General features: G+C 69.2%; 20 protein-coding genes. 8 read left to right on the plus strand and 12 right to left on the minus strand.

Annotated features, from left to right (window positions below; translation table 11 throughout):
* Window positions 1-34: 34 nt before the first annotated feature.
* Window positions 35-1,729: a hypothetical protein gene (locus H6726_07265; GenBank protein ID MCB9657434.1), complete on the minus strand. Its 1,695-nt coding sequence runs from the start codon at window positions 1,727-1,729 to the stop codon at window positions 35-37.
* Between the two features lie 46 nt (window positions 1,730-1,775).
* Between H6726_07265 and H6726_07270 the strand changes: the two genes are divergently transcribed.
* From H6726_07270 to H6726_07280, 3 genes are all read left to right on the plus strand, one after another.
* Complete coding sequence (locus tag H6726_07270) at window positions 1,776-2,504, plus strand: gamma-glutamylcyclotransferase (protein ID MCB9657435.1); 729 nt, start codon at window positions 1,776-1,778, stop codon at window positions 2,502-2,504.
* 155 nt (window positions 2,505-2,659) lie between these two features.
* The gene (locus H6726_07275; GenBank protein MCB9657436.1) at window positions 2,660-3,283 is read left to right on the plus strand and encodes a hypothetical protein; all 624 of its coding nucleotides are present in this window, start codon (window positions 2,660-2,662) and stop codon (window positions 3,281-3,283) included.
* Between the two features lie 20 nt (window positions 3,284-3,303).
* Window positions 3,304-4,626: a homoserine dehydrogenase gene (locus tag H6726_07280; protein ID MCB9657437.1), complete on the plus strand. Its 1,323-nt coding sequence runs from the start codon at window positions 3,304-3,306 to the stop codon at window positions 4,624-4,626.
* A gap of 105 nt (window positions 4,627-4,731) precedes the next feature.
* Here the strand turns inward: H6726_07280 and H6726_07285 are convergent, their stop codons facing one another.
* The 7 genes from H6726_07285 to H6726_07315 form a co-directional block, all read right to left on the minus strand.
* Complete coding sequence (locus tag H6726_07285) at window positions 4,732-5,658, minus strand: hypothetical protein (GenBank protein ID MCB9657438.1); 927 nt, start codon at window positions 5,656-5,658, stop codon at window positions 4,732-4,734.
* Window positions 5,655-5,984: a hypothetical protein gene (locus H6726_07290; GenBank protein ID MCB9657439.1), complete on the minus strand. Its 330-nt coding sequence runs from the start codon at window positions 5,982-5,984 to the stop codon at window positions 5,655-5,657. The genes H6726_07285 and H6726_07290 overlap by 4 nt, the downstream gene beginning before the upstream one ends.
* Before the next feature lie 44 nt (window positions 5,985-6,028).
* The gene (gene atpG / locus H6726_07295; GenBank protein ID MCB9657440.1) at window positions 6,029-6,904 is read right to left on the minus strand and encodes an ATP synthase F1 subunit gamma; all 876 of its coding nucleotides are present in this window, start codon (window positions 6,902-6,904) and stop codon (window positions 6,029-6,031) included.
* A gap of 6 nt (window positions 6,905-6,910) precedes the next feature.
* Entirely contained in the window at window positions 6,911-8,557 is a 1,647-nt protein-coding gene (locus tag H6726_07300) for a F0F1 ATP synthase subunit alpha (protein ID MCB9657441.1), read from the minus strand.
* 81 nt (window positions 8,558-8,638) lie between these two features.
* On the minus strand, window positions 8,639-9,181 hold the full coding sequence (locus tag H6726_07305; GenBank protein MCB9657442.1) for a F0F1 ATP synthase subunit delta: 543 nt from the start codon (window positions 9,179-9,181) through the stop codon (window positions 8,639-8,641).
* Complete coding sequence (locus H6726_07310; GenBank protein ID MCB9657443.1) at window positions 9,178-9,885, minus strand: ATP synthase F0 subunit B; 708 nt, start codon at window positions 9,883-9,885, stop codon at window positions 9,178-9,180. The genes H6726_07305 and H6726_07310 overlap by 4 nt, the downstream gene beginning before the upstream one ends.
* Window positions 9,885-10,352 carry a H(+)-transporting ATPase gene (locus tag H6726_07315; protein MCB9657444.1) on the minus strand — a complete coding sequence of 156 codons (468 nt, stop codon included), beginning with the start codon at window positions 10,350-10,352 and terminating at the stop codon, window positions 9,885-9,887. Before H6726_07315 ends, H6726_07310 begins: the two co-directional genes overlap by 1 nt.
* A gap of 540 nt (window positions 10,353-10,892) precedes the next feature.
* On the opposite strand from H6726_07315, the gene H6726_07320 reads away from it, so the two are divergent.
* Window positions 10,893-11,462 carry an SRPBCC family protein gene (locus H6726_07320; protein MCB9657445.1) on the plus strand — a complete coding sequence of 190 codons (570 nt, stop codon included), beginning with the start codon at window positions 10,893-10,895 and terminating at the stop codon, window positions 11,460-11,462.
* Between the two features lie 21 nt (window positions 11,463-11,483).
* Here H6726_07320 and H6726_07325 read toward each other — a convergent pair whose 3' ends face one another.
* Both H6726_07325 and H6726_07330 read right to left on the minus strand, forming a co-directional pair.
* A complete protein-coding gene (locus H6726_07325; GenBank protein MCB9657446.1) occupies window positions 11,484-12,089 on the minus strand; it encodes a polymer-forming cytoskeletal protein in 606 nt (201 codons plus the stop codon).
* Between the two features lie 93 nt (window positions 12,090-12,182).
* Window positions 12,183-13,826, minus strand: coding sequence for a serine/threonine protein kinase (locus H6726_07330; GenBank protein MCB9657447.1), 1,644 nt, complete (start codon window positions 13,824-13,826; stop codon window positions 12,183-12,185).
* Between the two features lie 408 nt (window positions 13,827-14,234).
* Between H6726_07330 and atpD the strand changes: the two genes are divergently transcribed.
* The 3 genes from atpD to H6726_07345 all read left to right on the plus strand — a co-directional run bounded on the left by atpD (window position 14,235) and on the right by H6726_07345 (window position 16,963).
* Window positions 14,235-15,671: a F0F1 ATP synthase subunit beta gene (gene atpD / locus H6726_07335; GenBank protein MCB9657448.1), complete on the plus strand. Its 1,437-nt coding sequence runs from the start codon at window positions 14,235-14,237 to the stop codon at window positions 15,669-15,671.
* Between the two features lie 3 nt (window positions 15,672-15,674).
* Window positions 15,675-16,100, plus strand: coding sequence for an ATP synthase F1 subunit epsilon (gene atpC / locus H6726_07340; protein ID MCB9657449.1), 426 nt, complete (start codon window positions 15,675-15,677; stop codon window positions 16,098-16,100).
* A 125-nt stretch (window positions 16,101-16,225) separates the two neighbouring features.
* The gene (locus H6726_07345; protein MCB9657450.1) at window positions 16,226-16,963 is read left to right on the plus strand and encodes a hypothetical protein; all 738 of its coding nucleotides are present in this window, start codon (window positions 16,226-16,228) and stop codon (window positions 16,961-16,963) included.
* 106 nt (window positions 16,964-17,069) lie between these two features.
* Here the strand turns inward: H6726_07345 and H6726_07350 are convergent, their stop codons facing one another.
* Entirely contained in the window at window positions 17,070-18,731 is a 1,662-nt protein-coding gene (locus H6726_07350; protein ID MCB9657451.1) for an FAD-binding protein, read from the minus strand.
* A 24-nt stretch (window positions 18,732-18,755) separates the two neighbouring features.
* The gene (locus tag H6726_07355; protein ID MCB9657452.1) at window positions 18,756-19,679 is read right to left on the minus strand and encodes a metallophosphoesterase family protein; all 924 of its coding nucleotides are present in this window, start codon (window positions 19,677-19,679) and stop codon (window positions 18,756-18,758) included.
* Window positions 19,680-19,793: 114 nt separating this feature from the next.
* Here H6726_07355 and H6726_07360 point away from each other — a divergent pair, with 114 nt between their 5' ends.
* Window positions 19,794-21,485, plus strand: a complete 1,692-nt coding sequence (locus H6726_07360; GenBank protein MCB9657453.1) for a metallophosphoesterase — start codon at window positions 19,794-19,796, stop codon at window positions 21,483-21,485.
* The last annotated feature ends 6 nt before the right edge of the window (window positions 21,486-21,491 follow it).

Genomic DNA, 21,491 nt, shown 5'->3' on the forward strand with positions numbered 1-21,491 from the left:
CGTGGGAAGACCGAGGCCCCACGGGCGACCTCGCTCACCGTCGCGCGAGCGGCGCACGTTCGCACGACAGCAGGGCCTCGTAGTGTTGCCGCGCGGGGTCGGTCAGAGGACGCGTCGCGGCGAGGGCGCGCGCCAACCTCCGTGTCTCGAAGGCACGCGCGAGGCGCATCACTTGGACCCAACGCAGCCGGAGGTTTTCCTCGGCGAGCAACGCGCGGTCGGTCGCGCGGCGCGCGCGCTGGTACGAAGCGGCGGGTGCGGAGCGCAGCAGCAGACGAAGCGCAGGCGCATCCCGCCTGAGCGTGCGCTCGAAGTCCGCGCGAAACGGGTCGAGCAGCTCCGGCCAGCGTTCCGCGAGCCGCAGCACGAGCGCGCGCTGGGCCTCGTCCTCCTCTGCACCGAGCGCTTCGACGCGAGCCGCGGCCTCGCCGAGCTGCGTCTCGAGCGTCGCCCGCGTGGACTCGGCGTCGCCTTCGCTGGCGATGCCCAAGAGCGCACCGAGCGCGCGGATGACCGCGTCCTCCTCGGGGGTGGCGTAGGCCTCGTCCGACGACGCCGGTGTGCCCGAGGGGACGTCGAGCGCCGCGGCAAGAGAGCGCAGGTAGCGCTCGCTGGTGGTCGAGGGCAGGTCGATGGAGCGTGAGGCGACCCGTGCCTGTGTGTGCGCTTCCAGCATGCCCACGATGCCATCGCCGTCCAGGTCGAGCGCGCTCAGCGGTGCCCCATCGCGGCCCTCACCGCGGAGGGCGTGCAGGACGTGCAGGGCGTAGCCCTCCTGAGCCTGCCGGTCGGGGTTCGGGTCGCAGCCACTCGACTCGTGCTCGGCCGATGTCGCAAAGAGTCCACAAACGTCGCTCGCTGCGGGCCCCGCGGAGGAGTCGGCGCCCTCGAAGGCGAGCTCCGCGAACCCGCCGCCGAAGCACGCGGTGAGGAGCACCCGCGCGCCGCGCTGCGCCGTGGGAGGAGCCAGGGCCCCGGCCAGCTCACGCGCGTCGAAGGCAGAGTCGCCCCAGAGCGCGACGTAGTTGTCGGCGGGCGTGTCCCCCTGGTCCCCGTGGCAGGCGATGAAGAGCTCGAGCCGCTCACCTGGCTCGGCAATCTGCGTGGCGATCAGCTCGAGCACGCGTGCGGCCTCTGCCTCGCCGTGCACGGGGACGGCCGGCAGGCGGTACGTGGCCGCACGTTCCGCGCGGGGATCGAGCACGTCGCCCAGCGCAGCGCGTAGATCCGCCCACGCGTCCGTAGCGAGCGGCGTGTCGTCGCCGTCCAGCACCTGGACCGCGCGCACCGAGCTACCCCCGGCGAACAGCGTGGCGCCAGGGCCCGGCGTGAGAGCCGCGAGCGTTCTGGCGAAGAGGTCGACGTCCTGCTCCAGCTGCACCTGTGTAGAGACGGGGTCGGCGCCGCCACCGACCGCCAGGAAGCGCAGCGGTCGCTGCAACAAGGCGCGGCGTTCCGGCTCCGACGGCTGCGTAGAGACCCCCATCGACGCTCCGCCGGGCTGCGCGCCCTCCGCGGCGTCTGCAGCACCATCGACGGATATCGTCGAGGCCGCTTCGTCGCCTTCGTCCGCCGCCTGGAAGACGACCTCCCGGGTCCCGTGGGGGGGACGCGCGAGGTTGGCGGACAGCCCCCCGCCCGCCAGACCTCCCAGCGCGAAGAGCAGCGCACCACGCACCCACGCTCGCGTCGCCTGCGCGCCGGGAGCGTTGCTCTCTGGGCCGTTCATGTCGCCTGCGTATCAGCTGCCCGCTTCGCGTGCTATCCCTCAGCGCGTGTCCCCCGCCGAGACCAGCGCTCTGCCTCGCTTCGCTCCGCTGGTTGACGGCCCGCCACGCCACGATGACGCGGGTCTCGTGTTCCTCGCGGACTGCACCCTGTCCACCGAGCGCTCTGACGTGTTTGTTTCGATGCTGGGCGCGGCCATCCCTGGTCGTGTGCAGGGCACCGCGCCGGGCGTGGTGGCCGGCCCACGAACGCACCACGGGGCGATGCGCCACGCGGTCCACCCCGACGGACGCGTGGTGGCGGTGCAACCCGAACGCCCGAGCCAGCCACCGCGCACCGCCGGGGCGTCCCTCTTTCCGGAGGCCGTGTTCGTCTACGGGACGCTGATGCGGGGCGAGGAGCGCGAGGAGCCGCTGCGCGACTTGCTGGCGGGCGTCGTGCCCGAGACGAGCGCGGTCGACGGGCAGCTGGTGCATCTCGGCGCGTGGCCTGGCCTGCTCGCGGCGCCGGGCCGGGTCGCGGGCGAGCTGTATTCCGTCGGCACGGCGGCGCGGATGGCCTCGGTGCTGTCCGTGCTCGATCCCATCGAGGACTTCGTTGGATACGCCGTTGTCCCCACGGAGTATGTGCGGGTTGTGGTGTCGGTGCGCACGCAGAGGGGCCCGCGCTGGGCCTGGGCGTACCGCTACGTGGGCCCTGTGACGCGGGCGCAGCCCATCCCGACTGGGCGCTGGAGGGACGCTCCCCGACGCCTCCCCTGGTGGCGCGACGACTGATGGAGAGGACCCTCGCCGTTCGTGCGGCACGTGTCGCCCGCCCAGCGGCGCTGGGGCGGACCTGCGGCCACCGACGGCGCCAGATCCACCTCGCGCCTGTGCGCCGGCCGGGCGGTTGCGGAATGCGTGGGCGCCACGAGCGGGTATAACCCGGCATGGCCGCGCACCCCCTCCCCCTCCTGCCCGCCTTGGTGCTCGCCACCGCCGTGGCCGAAGCGCTGGGGCTGGTGGTGACGCGAGGCCTGAGCGTGCTGGTGGCCAGCGCGCAGGTGGAGCCCGGCACGACGGCCGCGTACCTGCTGCCCTTGCTGGGTGTCGTCGGCGGCCTGATCGAGGGGCTCCTGCTGGGGGTCGCCCAGGGGCTCGTGCTGCAGCGCGATGGCCACACGCGCGTTGTTGCTTACGCAGGGGCCACGACGCTCGGCATGGGCATCGCGTGGGTTCTGGTCATGCTGCTCGAGGCCCTCGAGCCCTCCGTCCAGACGTCACCGGGCCTCAATCTCCTCGTCGCGATCCTCGCCGGTGCAGGGCTCGGGACGATCCTCGGGGCGCTTCAGCGTCGGGTGCTGACGCCCTACCCTCCGCAGTTCGTGCTGCACAGCGCGCTGGGCTGGTGCGCGGGGCTGGTGGCGACGCTCTTCGTCGAGCAGTTCGTTCCCACCGCGGCCTCTCACGGCTTCAGCTTCGCGGCCAGCGCGGGCGGCGGCGCCTTGACGGGGGGCATCGTCGGGCTGGTCGTCGGCGGTGCATTTCCTCGCCACGGTGCGTACGGTACCTAGGGCTGCTACGGTCGGCCGCGATGAGCAAGTCGATCGGAATCGGTCTCGTGGGCTGCGGTGTCGTGGGCACTGGGCTCCTCCAGGTGTTGAGGGACAACGCGGCGGCCATCGAGGGCCGCTTGGGCATGCCCCTCGAGGTGCGTCGCATCGCGGTCCGCGACACCTCGGCCGTGCGCAGCGACTTGGTGGCCCGCGATCGACTGACGACCGATCCCCTCGAGGTGGTGAACGACCCCACCGTCCAGGTAGTCGTCGAGGTCATGGGTGGCGTCGAGAAGGCCTACGAGGTCGTGCACACCGCCATCCTCGCGGGCAAGCACGTGGTCACGGCGAACAAGGCGCTGTTGGCCGAGCGCGGCGCCGAGATCTGGAACCTCGCCGAAGAGAAGGGCGTGGACGTCTACTACGAGGCGGCCGTCGCCGGCGGCATCCCCGTCATCCGCGTCCTGCGCGAGGCGCTCGCGTCGGAGCGCATCCTCGCCATCCGCGGCATCGTGAACGGGACCAGCAACTACATCCTGTCGCGCATGACCTCGGAGTCGCTGTCGTTCGCCGACGCGCTGGCCGAGGCGCAAGCGGCGGGATACGCGGAGGCCGATCCGACGCTCGACGTCGGCGGCGGCGACGCGTGCCACAAGATCGCGATCCTCGCGACCCTCGCCTTCGGTCAGCGTGTGGCGGCCGATCAGGTCCCGACCGAGGGCATCGACCGTGTGACCACGACCGACATCGCCTTCGCGCAGCGCCTCGGCTTCATCATCAAGCCGCTGGCGGTCGCACGTGTGGCCGGCGACGCACTGGATCTGCGTGTGCACCCTGCCCTGGTGCCCGTCGAGGCGACGCTGGCCACTGTACACGGCGCGCTCAACGCCGTGGCCATCGAAGGGGCGCTGCTGGGCCCCATCCTGCTCAGCGGCCCAGGCGCGGGCGCTGGGCCCACCGCGACCAGTGTCGCGGGAGACCTGCTGGACGTGGCACGCAACATCGGCTGCTGCACGCACGCGCGCGTGCCCGCCCGGGGCTTCCGCCAGGTGGCCCTCTCGGACGCGCAGCTACGTGACATCGGCGAGCACCGCGGCCGCTTCTACCTGCGCCTGACGGTGGAGGACCGCCCTGGCGTTCTCGGCGCCATCACCAGCGCGTTGGGCGCGAACGACGTGTCCATCGAGCAGATGTTCCAAGAGGGTCGTGGGCGACGCAGCAAGGACACGGACAACACGCCCGTGTCGGTCGTGCTGCTGACGCACCGTGCCACCGAGCGCAACGTGCGCGCCGCCCTCGAGGTGATCGAGGGGCACGAGGCGGTGGTCGCGCCCTCGCAGCTCATCCGCATCGAGGAGTGAGCTACGGGGGTGACCCCGGCTCCCGCGCCTTGCCTGCGAACCTTCGTATGGCGCCAGGATCTTGCGGCGATCCTGATCTGCGCTCTAGGGCCAGAGTTGGCGGCGTCAGGGGAGTCGCGTGGCGCGGTAGTGGGTCGTGGGTGTGTGGGCCTCGCCGCAGCTGGTGGGGCGCAGCGCCGCGGAGCGCGTCTCTTGCTGGACGCGCATGCGCACGTCCCCCGCCGAGGTGCGCAGCATGACGACCGACCCGTCGTCCTCGACCCGCTGCGACGCGCCCGGCAGGAGCGCGTCGAGGGCGCGCAGATCGTCGTCGATGCGGAGTTGGACGCTGGCCGCCTGCAACCACGCCGGGTCCAGCGTGCGACCGCGAAGACGAGTGGGCAGGTGGATGTGCCCAGCGGCCTGCGCCGCGACGAAGGCGCCAGCTTCTTCGGGCCGGACACGTCCGTAGCAGTGCCCATCGGGCAGGCTGAGCACCACGGGGGCGAAGCGGTGCCCGCCCAGGTGGCTCGCCTGCCACACCCGTGGAACCTCGTCGTCACAGCCGCCCGCGGCGGCCGTCAGCGCGTCGAACACGGGATTCCCGAGCAGCGCACAACACACGTCGCGGCGCCCGTGCGTGCAGACCAGCGTGAGGGGTGCCGTCAGCGCTTCGGCGCCTGGGTGCGTTCCCGTCCGCAGGAAGCTGTCGAGGTCGACCCGCACCAGATCGTCGAGCCGGTCGAGCAGCAGGCGCGCACAGCCCTCGCCCACCCGGCACAGGTACAAAGCGAGCGGCCCCAGTGTGCGCCGCGGCGCACGGATGAATTGGAGGCGCAGGCCCGCGTGCTGCGAGTCTGCGGCCCGGAGCCACGCGCGCACGTCCTCCGGCAGCTCACTCGCGAGGATCTTGGACGCCCATGCTCCACGCACCTCGAGCAACAGGAACGCGCTGGCCTCGGGCGCCGTGCCCAGGAGGGGCTCCTGCTGGGTGGCGCTCACGAGCGAGCAGCGCTGCTCCGCCGCGACCAGGGGGCGGAGCGCCTCGCTCACTGGTCCGCGGGGATGGGCAGCGGGCGCGACATCTCGTCGGCGGCCGCGTCCGTGCGGCCCTGACGCCCCGCCGCGATCTTGCCGTTCCAGGCAGCGTACTGCTCGGCATAGTGCGCCTGCAGGCGCTGCACCTGGCCCTGGAGCGCGGTCCACTGGGCGCGCTCCTCAGCCGTGTCTGCCGCAGCCAGCGCCGCGCCAATCTTCTCCGCGGCGAAGCGCATGCGCCCGGCCGCTTCGTAGAAGTTGTCGCGTTTCGCGAACCCCGCCGCCTGGTTGATCCAGACGACGACGGTCTGCGTGTCGAGTGAGTCGGAGTGAGTGGCCATAGTGTTCCCGAGACCCGGTGTGATACCAGAGCCGCGCGCCAGAGTCAGCCCTTGAGGGCCTCGGCGCCGCCGATGATCTCCATCAGCTCGGTGGTGATGGCCGCCTGACGGGCGCGGTTGTACTGCAGGGTGAGCCGGTCGATCATGTCCGACGCGTTGTTCGTGGCCGAGTCCATGGCCGTCATGCGCGCGCCGTGCTCGGAGGCGACGGACTCGAGCAGGCCGCGGAAGACCTCGACCTCCACGTACATGGGCAGCAGCCGGTCCAGCAGCTCGGGCTTGCTGGGCTCGTAGATGAAGTCGCCCACGCTCTCGGCGTCGGTGTCCATCGGCACGATGGGCAGCAGGCTCTCGACGCGCACCTCCTGCGAGATGGCGCTCTTGAACTCGTTGTAGACGAGGTAGCAGGCGTCCAGGTTCTCGCTGGTGTACTCGCTGATGATGAAGCGACCGATCTCGCCGGCCTTGTCCACCGAGAGGTTCTCGAACACCCCCGTGAACTCGTGGCGGATGTCCGCGTTGCGCCGGCGCAGGTAGTCGCGGCCCTTGCGGCCGATGACCGCGAAGCAGACGTTGACGCCAGCCGCCTCCAGCTCGCGCCAGCGGCGCTCGGTGGCCTTCGTGACACTCGAGTTGAACGCGCCCGCGAGACCGCGATCGCTGGTGACGACCACCAGCATGACGTTCTTCTCTTCACGCCGCTGGAGCAGCGGGTGCAGCTTCTCGGGCTCGTCGTCCGTGGTGCGCGCCGCGACCGAGCTGAGGACCTCGTAGGTCTTCACGGCGTACGGGCGCAGCTCCTGGATGGCCTGCTGCGCCTTGCGGAGCCTCGCAGCGGCGACCAGCTTCATCGCACGCGTGATCTTCTGCGTGCTCTTGACGGTGCCGATCCGCTTGCGAATCTCTTTCAGGTTCGCCATGAGGGCCTACTTCTTTCCGGGCTCGAACGTGGCAGCGAACGACTCGAGAGCGCCTTCCAGCTCCTTCTCGAGGTCGCCGTCGATCTTGCCCTTGCTGTTGATGGTGTCGATGATCGACTTCTTCTCGGCCTTCAGCCACGAGATGAACTCGGACTCGAAGCGCTTGATGGCCGCGACCGGCAGCTTGTCGAGGTAGCCGTGGGTACCCGCGAAGATGGCCACGACCTGCTCGGCCACGGGGACCGGCTGGTACTGACCCTGCTTGAGCAGCTCGGTCAGGCGCTCACCGCGCGCCAGCTGCTGCTGGGTGGCGGCGTCGAGGTCGGACGCGAACTGCGCGAAGGCCTGCATCGCGCGGAACTGCGCGAGCTCGAGGCGCAGCGTACCGGCGACCTGCTTCATGGCCTTGATCTGGGCGTTACCACCGACGCGCGACACCGAGATACCAACGTTGATGGCGGGGCGCACACCGGAGTTGAAGAGGTCGGACTCGAGGAAGATCTGACCGTCCGTGATGGAGATGACGTTCGTCGGGATGTAGGCCGACACGTCACCACCCTGCGTCTCGATGATGGGGAGCGCCGTGAGCGACCCACCCGAGTCCGGGAGCTTCTTGGCGACCTTGTCTCCGCCCGCTTCCTTCGCGGCCTTCTCGGCCTCGTGCTTGGCCTCGCCGCCCATGAAGACCTCGCCCTTGCGGGTGGGCTCTTCGTCCTTGCCACACACGGTCCACTCCTCGGCCATCTTGGCGGCGCGCTCGAGCAGGCGGCTGTGGACGTAGAAGACGTCACCCGGGTAGGCCTCGCGGCCGGGCGGGCGGCGGAGGAGCAGCGACAGCTCGCGGTAGGCGACGGCCTGCTTGGAGAGGTCGTCGTAGATGCAGAGGGCGTGCATGCCGTTGTCGCGGAAGTACTCGCCCATGGTCACACCGGTGTACGGCGCGATGAACTGGAGCGGGGCCGCCTCGGAGGCGCCGGCCACGACGACGATGGTGTACTCGAGGGCGCCATGCGCGCGGAGCTTCTCGACCACGTTCGACACGGTCGACTGCTTCTGACCGATCGCCACGTAGACGCAGAACATGTTCTGCCCCTTCTGGTTGATGATCGCGTCGATGGCGACGGCGGTCTTACCCGTCTGGCGGTCGCCGATGATCAGCTCGCGCTGACCGCGGCCGACGGGCACCATGGCGTCGATGGCCTTGATGCCGGTCTGCATGGGCTCGGTCACCGGCTGACGGCCGATGATGCCGGGCGCCTTCAGCTCGATGCGGCGCGTCTCCTTGGCCTCGATGGGGCCCTTGCCGTCGATGGGCTGGCCGAGCGAGTTCACGACGCGGCCGACCAGCTCCTTGCCGACGGGCACCTCGACGATGCGGCCGGTGCGCTTGACCGTGTCGCCCTCGCGGACGTTGCGCGAGTTGCCGAGGATGGCGACACCAACGTTGTCCGCCTCCAGGTTGAGCACCATGCCCATCAGCGCGCCGGGGAACTCGACGAGCTCGCCAGCCATCGCGCTCTCGAGGCCGTGGATGCGCGCGATGCCGTCACCGACGGTGAGCACCGTGCCGGTCTCCACGACGTCGACCGCCTTGTCGTAGTTGGCGATCTGCTGCTTGATGATGTTCGAGATTTCTTCCGCGCGAAGCTGCATTGGGGGCTCCCTAGGGTGAGCGACCGGGGCGCTCCGACGAGTGATCGGGAAGGCGCGACCGGGGTAGACGTTGGGCTGGGGTTAGTGAGCGAGGAGCTGCTCTTTGAGCTCGGTGAGACGATTGCGCACGCTGCCGTCGAAGACCTTGTCGCCGACCCGCGTGATGACGCCGGCGATGATCGAGGGGTCCTGCTTGCGAACCACGACGACCTTCTTGCCGGTGACCTTCTCGAGCACCTTCTGGAGCTCGACGTAGTAGGGCTCGGGCATGGCCGAGGCCGTGGTGACCTCCGCCTCGACCTGGCCCGTGGCGCCCTGCGCCAACAAGCTGAACGTGGCGGCGAGCTCGGGCACGAGCGACATGCGACCGCGATCGGCCAGTAGCTTGAGCGTGTTCTTCAGGACGGGCGGCGCGGCGACCCGCATGGCCAACTGGTCCAGCACCTTCAGGCGCGACTCGCTGGTGACCGAGGGGTTCTCGAACAGGTCGCGCAGGCTGCCGTTGGCGCTCCACGCTTCGGCGAAGGCCGAAAGGGCCTTGTGCACGGTGGGGGTCTGCGTGGCCTCTTCGGCCAGCTCGAGCAGCGCCTTGGCGTAGCGGCGGCTGATGGTTGCGTTGCTCACGCCTGCTTCTCCTGGGCGGCGCTCTCGGCGGCCACCTCGGCCAGTCGGGTCAGGTAGCCGTCGGCCAGCCGCGTCTGGTCGGCCGCGGTGGACTTCTCGCGCAACACCGCCTCGGCGGCGCTCAGGGCGGACTCGACCGCTTCGCGCGTGAGGTCCTCGCGCAGCTGCTTGAAGCGCTGCGCGATGACGAACTCGGTGTCCTTGCGCAGACGCGCGGCTTTCTTCTCCGCCTCGGCGACGATGCGGTCACGCTCGGCCTCTCCGGCCTTGACCATCTCGTGCCGGATGGTGTCGAGCTCGTCATCCAAGCGCGCAAGGCGCTCCTGGAACTCCTTCTGCTTCGCTTCGGCCTCCGCCTTGAGACGCGCCGCCTCGGCCATGGCCTCCTGCATGGCCTCCCGCTTGGCAGCCAGCTGAGGGTTCACCTTGGTCTTGATGACCCAGACGAAGATGCCAAAGAGGATGAGGAAGTTGACGATGGAGCCGAGCAGCTCACCGAACTGCTCGCCGTGGACGATGCTGTCGAGCGTCACTGGGCCGCCGTGGCCGCCGTGCGCCTCGGCGGCGATCTCGGCCTCCACGTCGTAGGACGCGACGTGGCCGTCTGCGCCTTCGGCGTCATCGTGGTGCTGGGCGCCCACCGACGGCGCCACCACGAGCGCGAGCATCAGGAACGCGAAGAGAGCCTGGGTGAGGCGCTTCATTACTGGACCTCTCGCTGCAGCAGCTTGCCGGCGATGGTGCGGGCGAGCGCGGGGATCTGGGCCTGGAGCTCGCGGCGCAGCTTGGCGGCCTCGGCCGTGAGCTGGGCGTCCGCGTCGGACATCTGCTTCTGGGTCTCGGTCTGCACCGACTGGAGGATGCCAGCCTCGAGCTTCGAGCCTTCGGCGCGCAAGCGGTCACGCTCCTCGCCGGCCTTGACGCGGATGTCACGCATCTTCTCCTCGAACTCGGTTCCGGCGCCCGCGGCGTCCGCCTCGAACTGGCGGGCGGCGTCCTTGGCGCCGTCGATGGCCTCTTCACGCGCCTCGAACACCTTCAGCAGCGGCTTGAAGATGAGCGTGTGCAGCACGAGGAGAGCGACGAAGAAAAGCCCCATCTGGACGACGAGCGTCGCGTCCAGGTCGATCATGGAGCCTCCGGAGAGGAGGGTGCTCGTCAGCAAGGTCATGGTGGAGTCTTCTCGGTGAGCGGCGAGCGGGGTGCTCGAGGAGGGTGGCTCAGTGGGCGCCACACGGCAGCAAAGCTGGGGTGGGCGGGCACAGGGGCTGTGGGGCCAACGCGGCAGACAAGGCAAGGGATGGCCTGACCACGGCGCGCGCGTACGTAGCAGCGCCCCCTGGGTGAGTCAAGCGCGGGCGTGCCGCGCGCGCCGGCCGGAAGCCTTGTTTCATGAGCAATTCGACTCCTGCGTCGTCGGGCAGGCGCGCGTGGGTGCCGATCTCCGAAGTCGACGGCGCCCTGACGCCGGCTGTGAACCATCGGTCACGGCGTGCGACCCACGGATCGCGTACCGCTGGACAGGCTCGCCGCTGCGTTGTTCGCCGTTGTGCGCCGACCCTGCTGTATCCACGCTGCAACGCTGTTAGGGTGATGTGCGACAGAGCTTGGCGCGGGACTTGTATGCCACGGGTGAATGTCCGCCGCGCCCCCTGCGTCGAGGGGAAGTTCGAGGTTCCCCGTTCTCTCACCACCTCTCGGAGGCCTGCCCATGTCCCGCACGTCCGTTTCTGCCATGCTCGCCCTCACGCTCGCCCTGGGCGCGTCCGCGACAGCTTCCGCGCAAACCGGCGAGGAGATCGTGACTGGCCAGCAGAGTCAGTCCGGCACGTCGGTGGAGTGGGGCACTGGCCGCGGGGTGGTCGCACACCCGGTGGACACAGTGATGGGCGTCATCGAGGACTACGCGAACTACGCGAGGTTCCTGCCCCACTTCGCTGCGTCGCGCGTCCTCTCGAGGCGTGGGTCGGCTGCCATGGTGTACGTCGAGGTCAATGTCATGCGCAACACCGCGACGCTCTGGGCTCAGCTGCGCATCCGTGCGCGTCCCAACCGGGGTGACACGCGCATCATCGAAGCGACCATGACCGATGGCAACGTGGACATGTTCCACGCTCTGTGGGAGGTGACACCCATCGACGCGACGCACACCATGGTGGAGTTCCGCATCCTCGTGGACCCCGACCTGCCGCTGCCAGCGTCGGTGTTCACCGCCGAGAACGTCAAGGCCGCCCGCCGCACGATCCGTGCGCTGCGTCAGCGCGTCGCGAGCGTGGGCTGATCCCGCCGCTGCAGCCCCACCTCAGCCGGGAGAGTCGTCGCTCGGAGCCCGCACGAACGGATCGTCGTCCGGCGCGCTCTCCGGCTCCGCCTCCGACACTGCCGGCGGCGCCTCCCCTCGAACCTCGTCGGGCGCGCCTCCATCGCCTTCGTGCAGCGCGTCGGTCGGACCGGCGGCGAGAGGCGGCTGGCGAAGAGGCTGGGCATCGGCGCTGGCGAGCACCTTCCCACCAAGTCCACCCACGCGGGGCTCGGGGGTCAGCTCGTGGACCTCGGTCGAGCCCTCCCCCATGCGGCACTGCCCCGTGAACGTAGCGCCCTTGTCGATGAACAGCTGAGGGGTCTGAATGTCCCCGTGCACCGCACCGGGCGCGTGCAGCTCCACGACGCGACGCGCCACCACATCGCCATGCAAGGCGCCTCCGAGGACGATCAGCGACCCCACCTCCACGTGGGCGTGGACGTCTGCCGTCGCGCCGAGGATGAGGACGTCGCTCCCGAGGATCTCGCCCACGAAGCGACCATCGACGCGCACTCGCCCCTGGAAGACGAGCTTGCCTTCGTACTCGGTTCCGGCGCCGAGGAGCGCGTTGATCTCCGAGAGCCCTGTGAGGTCGGTGTCGGCCATCGATCGGAGCGCACCCTACGTAGCGGCAGAGCCGCCGTCAAACGCCGTGTGGTAGTGGCGCGCGAGACGCACGCAAGCCCTCTTCCCAAAGGGTCAGTATGGGGAGTCGTGGTAGCCGCTCTGGCGCACCGCCGGACCGTCGACCATCGTCGTCGACGTCATGGTCGACGAGGAGTCGGAGCCGGTGCGCGTGGGGCGCCGGATGACCTGCGTGCGCTGCAGGGTGACCTCCACGAGCATGTTCGGCTCGCCCGTGACGACGCGTACCGAGTTCTGCACGTCGTACCCGGACTTCTGGAACGTGAACGTGAGCTCGCGGCCGCGCTCGGCGTCTTCACCCACCAGCTCGCGCTGCGTGGGGGTGACCCCGAGGGCCCGGCTGCCCAGAAGCACCGTCGCACCGGGCGGGTCCGAGCGAAGATCCACGACGACGCTCGCGAGCGGGGCCTCTTCCACCTCGGCGGCGGGCGGCGCGTCCGCCGCAGGCTCCGAGCTGGGGGCCTGCGCTCCGACCGGGTTGGCCTCGGGCGGCGTGGTGGGCGTGGTCTGCGTGGTGGCCGCGACCGTGTCCTGGCTGCTCAGCACCGCCGCCGCAGCGCCTCCGCCGAGAGCCAGCAGCAACAACAGCACGATCCACTTCGCCGAGCCGCCCTTGGGCTCGGGCTCGGCGTCTGCTTCCATGCCGACGTGGAGCGAGCCACTCGCCGCAGCGAAGCCGCTGCTCGGGCTCGCCGAAGGGAAGCCCTGGCCGGGCGTGCCGTTCGGAGTGATGCCCGGCGTCGCGCGCATGCCGCTGAGATCGAACGCGCCGGAGAGCGCGTAGTTGCCGCTGGTGTTCAGCGGATTGCCCATCTGGCCGCTGGCGCCCTTGAGCGCCGCCACCAACTCGTTCATGTCCGAGTAGCGGTTGTTTGCGTCTTTCTCGAGGCAGTTCATGACGACCGCCTCGAGCGCAGGCGGCACGGCCACGCCGTCGTCGCGCACCATGGGCGGCACGGCCTCACGCATGTGCGCCATGAGGATCTGGACCTGGTTGTCCCGGTCGAAGGGCACGCGGCCGCAGAGCATCAGGTAGAGGATGACGCCGAGCGCATACACGTCCGTGCGCGCGTCCACGTCGCCGCCCTGAATCTGCTCGGGCGACATGTACTTGGGCGAGCCCATGAAGAGGCCGGCCTGCGTGAGCTCTTCGTTGGCCTCGACGTCCTTCACCAGACCGAAGTCCAGCACCTTCACGAAGTCCTCTTCGTCGCCGTGGCGCGTGAGCAGGACGTTGGCTGGCTTCAGATCGCGGTGGATGACGCCGAGCCCGTGCGCCTCGCGCACCGAGCGGGCGATCTGGACCGCGATGTTGATGGCGCGATCGGGGGCGATCGGCCCCAGCTCCTTGAGCAGCGCGGAGAGCGTGCGGCCCTCCACCAGCTCCATGACGATGAAGTAGATGTCGTCGGTGGTCTTACCGTAGTCGAAGACGGTGACCGTGTTCGGGTGCGAGAGCTTCGCGGCCGTCGACGCCTCGAGAAAGAAGCGTGTCTGGAACTCGGGGTCTTCGTCGCCCTTGTAGCGCGGGTCGAGGATCTTCAGCGCGACCTGGCGCCCGAGCGGTCGCTGCTGCGCACGGTACACACGACCCATGCCGCCCCGCGCGATCAGGTCGAGGATCTCGAAGCGGTCATTGATGACTCGGCCGATGAGAGTGTCGGTGTTCGACGACGTTTTGGGCGATGGGTCAGCCATGAATCTCGGTGCTTCGATTCCCCCGAGGGACGAAACCTTTGGAGGCATTGTCATCTGGCAGGGTGAAAACCGCAAGCATTTTTGGCGAATGGCGCATGTTTCGTACAGTTACGCCCCTGTCTGGACTGTCTGAACAAGGGACCCTAGGCCATCAGACGCAGCGGCCACAAGAGAGGATCTGAAAAAAGTCACCTCTTGAGGACAGCTGCCAGCTCCCCCCGCTCGAACCTCTCGCCGTTGACCACCCAGAGCACGCGTGCTAGATGCGGCGCGCTCGCGGAGGGCCCACGGCCCCGCCTCAGCATCTCTCCCTTCGGTTCGGCGCAGCTGGACCAGCCCACGGCCCCGCGTCGGACCGCACGGCGGACGCAAGCCCCCTCCTCGAATAGGACGTACCAGGTAAATCCCATGGCAGACCTTCAGAACGGACGCATCACGCAGGTCATCGGTCCCGTCGTCGACGTCGAGTTCCCCGCCGGGGCGCTCCCGGAGATCCTCACCGCGGTCCAGGTGACCAACCCCGCCATCTCCGACAAGAGCTGGAACCTCACCCTCGAGGTCGCGCAGCACCTCGGCGAGGGCACCGTCCGCACGGTGGCCATGGACTCCACCGACGGCCTCGTGCGCGGCATGGACGTCCGCAACACGGGTGGCCCCATCACGGTGCCCGTGGGCAAGGAGTGCCTCGGCCGCATCCTCAACGTCATCGGCGAGCCGGTGGACGAGGCCGGCCCGGTCAACGCGGAGAAGCGCTCGCCCATCCACCGCGAGGCGCCCGCCTTCGTGGAGCAGAGCACCCAGGTCGAGATCTTCGAGACCGGCATCAAGGTCATCGACCTCCTCGCCCCCTACAAGCGCGGCGGCAAGATCGGCCTCTTCGGCGGCGCCGGGGTGGGCAAGACCGTGCTCATCATGGAGCTCATCAACAACGTGGCGAAGGGCCACGGCGGCGTGTCCTGCTTCGCGGGCGTCGGTGAGCGCACCCGCGAAGGCAACGACCTCCTGCTCGAGATGAAGGAGTCGCTGCTCGACTCCGGCGAGCCCGTGCTCTCGAAGGCCGCCCTGGTCTACGGCCAGATGAACGAGCCACCCGGCGCGCGCGCCCGCGTGGCCCTCTCGGCCCTCACGGTGGCCGAGCACTTCCGCGACGAGGAGGGCCAGGACGTGCTCCTCTTCGTCGACAACATCTTCCGCTTCACGCAGGCCGGCTCCGAGGTGTCCGCCCTCCTCGGCCGCATCCCCTCCGCCGTCGGTTACCAGCCCACGCTGGCCACCGAGATGGGCTCCATGCAGGAGCGCATCACGTCCACCACGAAGGGCTCCATCACGTCCGTGCAGGCCGTGTACGTGCCCGCCGACGACCTCACCGACCCGGCCCCCGCGACCACCTTCGCGCACTTGGACGCCACGACGGTGCTCTCGCGCGAGATCGCGGCCATCGGCATCTACCCCGCCGTGGACCCGCTCGACTCGTCCTCCACCATGCTGGACCCGTCCATCCTCGGCGAGCGTCACTACAACGTCGCCCGCGGCGTGCAGGAGACCCTGCAGAAGTACAAGGACCTGCAGGACATCATCGCCATCCTCGGCATGGACGAGCTGAGCGAGGACGACCGCATGACGGTCGACCGCGCCCGCAAGATCCAGCGCTTCCTGTCGCAGCCCTTCTTCGTGGCGCAGCAGTTCACCGGTCTGGCCGGTAAGCTGGTGTCGCTCGAGGACACCATCCGCAGCTTCGAGGAGATCCTGGGCGGCAAGTACGACCACATCCCCGAGCAGGACTTCTACCTCAAGGGCGGCATCGACGACGTCCTCGAGGCGTACAACAAGCGCAGCAAGGACTGACCCGTGGCCGCCGTACTGAACCTCGAGGTGGCTACGCCCACCGGGCTCGCGCTGAAGACCGAGGCGGCCTCCGTCGCGGCTCCCAGCGTGCGTGGTGAGTTCGGCGTCCTGCCGGGCCACCTTCCCCTGCTCGCGGCGCTGCGCTGCGGCGTGCTGGAGTACGTCGCCAACGGCAAGAAGCACGTGGCGGCCATCGGGCCCGGCTTCGTCGAAGCCGGCCCCGAGAAGGTGCTGCTGCTCACGGACATGATCGCCACGCCCGAGGAGATCGACGTCTCGGTGGCGAAGGCGGAGTACACCACGGCCAACGAGGCGCTGCGCGCGTTCCAGGACCGCCACGAGGGCTCCGAGTACGCCGAGCTGGCGCGCGACCGCGACTGGGCCGAGGCCCGCATCAAGGCGCACGAGATGGCGTCTGCGGCCCGCTGAGGCGCTTGATCAGAGCTCATCAGAACGACGCGCCCCGTGGCACCTGCCGCCGGGCGCGTCGCTCGTTCTGGCGTGGCGCTGCCGAGCGAAGCCACGCGCGCGCGTCACACCGGGAAGGGTCCGGTGTGTACCGTTCACGGTCCCGGGGCTGCTGGGCATGGACGCTGTGGCTCGTCGCGTTCGGCGGCCTCCTCGTGGGTTGTGGCGGCTCCGAGAGAGACTCGGCGTCCACGTCCGCAGGCACCGGCGCGACACCACGCCCGTACACGGCCGGCGCCGAGGAAGAAGCCAGCGAGAGCCCGGGCATCGCGGACATGCCCTACCTGCCGATGCGCCTCGGCAGCACCACGGCGCGCTTCCAGCGGGTGTACCGCCTCGTGCTGCTGGCCAGCGAGTCGCCCCTCGTGCCGGTGCCTGACGGGGCATCGCGCGCCGCCGTCGAAGTGTGGGCCAGCGACGTGTTGGTTCCCTGGATCGAGCTGCGCAGCGACATCCTCGCCTCGTGCCGGATCGAGCTGCGTGCGCTGCGGGCGGGTGAACTGGAGGAGCACCTGATCGCCGCAGCCTTGGTGGGGTACCTGTACGAAGACACCGCGCTGCAGCTGCGCGGCGTGCGCATCCCGACGCCCGGCAACCCCCGCGCGGACGTGCGGGCGGCGCCGCCCGCGCGGATCGAGTTCTTGTTGGAGCAGGCGCGGCGCGCGTTCGAACGCTGCCTGCTAGCGGGCGTGGGCGAGCTCGAGGTCGCGAGCTACCGGCAGTACTGCGAGGAAGCCGTCGCGCGCCTCGGTCCATCGTCACTCGAGTACGAGACGCCCTCGAGCGACGAAGACGAGGCGGAGGATGCGGAGTTCGACCCCTGAGCGAGCCGGGTCACGGAGGACGCCGAGCGCCCCCGTTCGGGCTGTTGCGAGCTGCAAGCGGTGACCGCGCCGACGAGAGGACTCCCCGTCGACGCGCGGAGGCCGCTCAGGCCGCAGCGTGGCGCGCGGCGCGGCGGCCCGAGAACACGCAGTCGGCGATGCTGAGACCGCTCACGTACTGACGTGAGCAGATGCCCACCGCCGTGCGACCGGCCGCGTAGAGGCCCTTGACCGTGCTCCCATCCGCGCGCTTGACCAGACCGCTTTGCTCTTCGACAACGAGCCCGCCGAGCGTCAGCGTGGGGCACGGGAAGCGCTTGCTGTGCACGGAGCAGTCGATGCCGTAGTACGGTCCGCGCTGCATCGATCGCATGGTGTCGGGGGTCTTGCCGAACTCGTCCGACTGGCCGCTCTCGGCCGAGCGGTTGTAGGCGTCGAGTGTGGCGCGCAGCGCGTCAGGCGGGACCTTGAGCACGCGCGCGAGGTCCTCGATGGTCTCCCCGCGCTTCGCGTTGAACCACAGGTTCAGGAGCGCGGGCGCCCGCTGGAACCACTGCGCCTCACCCGGCCGGCTCTGCTCGCGCGCGAGGTCCTTGAGGTGTTGGTCGATGACGAGCAGCGCGGTGCCTTCGTTCTCGTCCACCATGGCCTCGCCGATGGCGGCGCCGTAGCGCATCTCGTTGATGTAGCGCTGCCCCTGCTTGTTGACGATGAAGCCGTGCGCGAACGCCATGGGCGGGTTGATGAAGCGCCACGCGGAGACACGGCCCATGCGGTCGATGGCGCCGCCCACGCTCTGCCCAAGCTGGATGCCGCTGCCGTTGTCGGCAGGCGTGCCCAGCGGCATGCCCTTGCGGTAGCCGGGCGCATGCTCCTCGATCATCTCGCGGTTGTAGACGAAGCCGCCCGCGGCGAGCACGACGCCCTTGGTGCCGCGCAGGCGGACGGTCTTGGTGCGCGTGCGCTCGATCTCGAAGCACTGCTCGCGCAGCTTGTTCGCCAGCCCGGGGTTGTACGGGACGATCTGGATGCCGCGCTTGTGCAGCTCGCGGTGGACGCGCGCCCAGCGGCCCTCGACGCGCTCGGCCTCGACGCCGATCACGGTTCCGTCGCTGTCGGTCAGCAGGCGCGTCACGCGCGTCTCCGTCATGCAGCGCGTGCCGATGCGCAGGGCGGAGTCGCGCAGGGGTTCGTAGAACGACGCCCCCGGCAGGCCCTTGCCCTTGGCGCGGTGGCCACGGGGCGCGGGCTTGGCCTTCTCCTTGAACGGCGCCAGCCCTTCGTTGCCCGAGTAGTAGAGGTAGTACTTGTCGAGCGGGTAGCTCGTCTTGAAGGGGCACAGGCTCGCCTCGAAGGGCACGCCGTAGCGCTCCAGCCAGCGCAGGGTGTCCGCGCTGCCCTCGCAGAACTCGCGCAGCAGCTCGTCGCTGACCACGCCCTGCGTCTCCATGGCGAGGTACTTCACCATCTCGTCGACGCTGTCCTCCACGCCCGCCTCGCGCTGGATGTGCGTGCCACCGCCCGAGTAGAAGACGCCGCCGCTGATGGCCGTGGCGCCGCCGCCGTGGAAGCGGTCCAGCACCAGCACGTCGAGCCCCAGCTCCCGCCCTTGGATCGCCGCGCAGGCGCCCGCGCCACCGAAGCCGATCACGAGCAGCTCGGCGGTGTCGTCCCAGCGCTCGCTCTCCGGGTTCTGCACCACCAACGGAGGCAGCGCGGGATCAGGGGCGGCGGAGCGGGAGCGACCGGATGACTTGCGTGAACTCATAGCCCCGCAAAAGTAGAACGTGTTTCACTTCTCGTCGAGCCGGAAAGTGGAACCACCATTCTTTGCCGTGCGTTTGGCCTTCTTCTTCACCACCGCCGCCGCGCGCCGGGCCTTGGTGGCCGCCGTGGGTGGCCGCCCTTTGAGCGCGGGCTGGTCGTCGTGGTGCTCGTCCACCGCGCCGATCGCCATGCCCAGCTCGAAGGAGGTGACCTCCCGACGCGCGCGCTCCCCGAGACGCAGCGGCATGACCGCGGCGCCCACCCCCGCGCCGACGTAGAGGGCGCCCTTGGGCAACGTGTCGGCGCGCCGCGATCCGTACACGCCGTGCACGTACTTGTGACCGGCGAGCTTGCCCACGGCCAGCTCGTGCAGTCCCGCGAGCGTCACCTGACCCGCGTGCGTGTGACCCGCGAGCACCAGCTCGGCCCCCTTGTCCCACAGCGCGTCGGCCTCTTCGCCAATGTGGCTCAGCGCCAAGGTGGGAATGTCGGAGCGCAACCCACGTGTGGCCGCGCGCAGGTCGGCGTGTCCCGTGTACGCGTCGTCGAGCCCCACGACCTGCAGGGGCTTGCCACGCAAGTGGAGGACTGTGTGTTGGTTGCGAAGCACCTGCACCCCGGCGCGCTCGAGCGCCTGCTGCACTTCTTCCCCACCCGCCCAGTAGTCGTGGTTGCCCAGCACCGCGATGGCCGGTGCGTCCAGGCGCTTCAGCACGTCGGTGAGCTCGTCGAGGTAGTTGAGGCTGTGGCAGACGAAGTCGCCGGTCAGCGCGACGAGGTCGGGCTGCTGCGCGTTGGCGATCGCGACGGCCTCGTGCTGCACGTCCATGGGCGTCACGCGCCCCACGTGCAGGTCGGTCAGGTGCGTGACGCGCAGGCCCTCGAGGGGCTCCATCCAGCGCTCGGGGCCGGCGAAGCGGCGCACCTCGAACGGGCCCCCGCGGACCATGCGGGGCAGCAGTCCGAGGCGCTTGGCCTCCTTGTCACGACGCGCCACCTCGTCGAGAACGTCCTGTGGCGCTCGGGATCGCTTGAACATGTGCGATCAGTGTATCATCGCCGGATGGTCAAGTTCAGCACCGATCCCAAGCTCGCCGAACGCCAGATGCAGGCGATCATCTTCTACCTGACGACCTTCGGCTACATCGACGGGGACTTCGACAGCAGCGAGAAGGAGTTCGTCCGCGACTACATCCGGAAGCTGGTCGAGACGCGCGTCACGACCGGCATGCCCAACGCCGACGAGAACCTCCGCAAGGAGCTGGTGGGGAAGTTCACGCAGCACTTCCACGAAGTGTTCGAGGGCATCGACCGCCACGTACGCGAGCTGTTCACGGAGGCCGTCGCCAAGGACGAGGACCAAGACGCGTTCATCCACGCCAAGCTCAAGCTGCGCTGCTTCGAGCTGTTCCAGGAGTTCGACGAGGACAACCAGAAGATCTTGATCGACGCGATGGACGACCTGATCGCGGCGGACGGCGAGCTGCATCCCGCCGAGCTCAAGTTCCGCAACGAGCTGATCGACCTGTTCGAGAGCGAGATCGACATCGACATCGCGGTTGCCGACGGCGACAAGAAGGTGCGCATCGCGGACGCGCCGATCGACATGCGCGCGTCCCAGGTCACGCACCCGTTCTTCGACCAGTTCGAGCACCACTACTCGGCCGACCCGGAGACCATCAAGCAGCAGATTCAGGGAGACCGGAACCTGATCGACACCATGATCGACCTGCTCGCGAAGCAGGCCGAGAAGGGCGCCGGGAAGCTCGAGGGGGCGCAGAAGGTGGACGCGTTCATCGGCCAGGAGCCGTTCCTGGACGGGCACACCTACGTGCACCCGGTGGACCCGAACTGCCCGGGCTACGAGCTGACCGTCCTGGGCGACGTGCATGGCTGCTACAGCTGCCTCAAGGGCGCGGTCATGCAGGCTGACTTCTTTGCGAAGGTGGCCGCCTACAAGGCCAACCCGGCGGGCATGAAGAAGCCCATCCTGGTGCTGCTCGGGGACTACATCGACCGCGGCATGTTCAGCCTGAACGGCGTGTTGCGGAGCGTGATGCAGATGTTCGTGACGGCGCCGGACCACGTCTACGTCCTGCGCGGGAACCACGAATACTACCTGGAGTACAAGGGGCAGATCTTCGGGGGCGTGAAGCCGGCCGAGGCCATCAACACGCTCAAGCCACACCTCCCGGTGGAGGTCTTCCAGCACTACATGAAGCTGTTCGACAAGATGCCGAACGTGCTGCTCTTCGGGCGCACCATGTACGTACACGCGGGCATCCCGCGCGACCGCTTGCTGAAGGAGAAGTGGCACGACATGTCCGCGCTGAACGACCCGGACATGCGCTTCCAGATGATGTGGAGCGACCCCAGCTCGGCCGACGTCATCCCCGCCGAGCTGCAGGAGCAGTCCGCGCGCTTCCCGTTCGGGCGGCTGCAGGCCACGCGCTTCCTGAACCGCATGGGCTGCAACACGCTCGTGCGCGGGCACGAGAAGGTCGACGACGGGTTCCTGAAGAACTACGACGACGAGAACATCACCCTCATCACGCTCTTCTCGGCCGGAGGCATGGACAACGGTGACCTGCCGCCCGATTCGAGCTATCGCTCTGTGACTCCGAAGTCCATGACCGTGACCTACGAGGGCGACGACATGACCGTCGCCCCCTGGGTCATCGACTACAAGACCTACAACGACCCGACGACGAACGCGTTCTTCAAGCGCGCGCCCGAGATCGAACACCGAAAGTAAGCGACA

It is taken from the genome of Sandaracinaceae bacterium, assembly GCA_020633055.1.
In the GTDB taxonomy this organism is placed as follows: domain Bacteria; phylum Myxococcota_A; class Polyangia; order Polyangiales; family Houyiibacteriaceae; genus JADJJE01.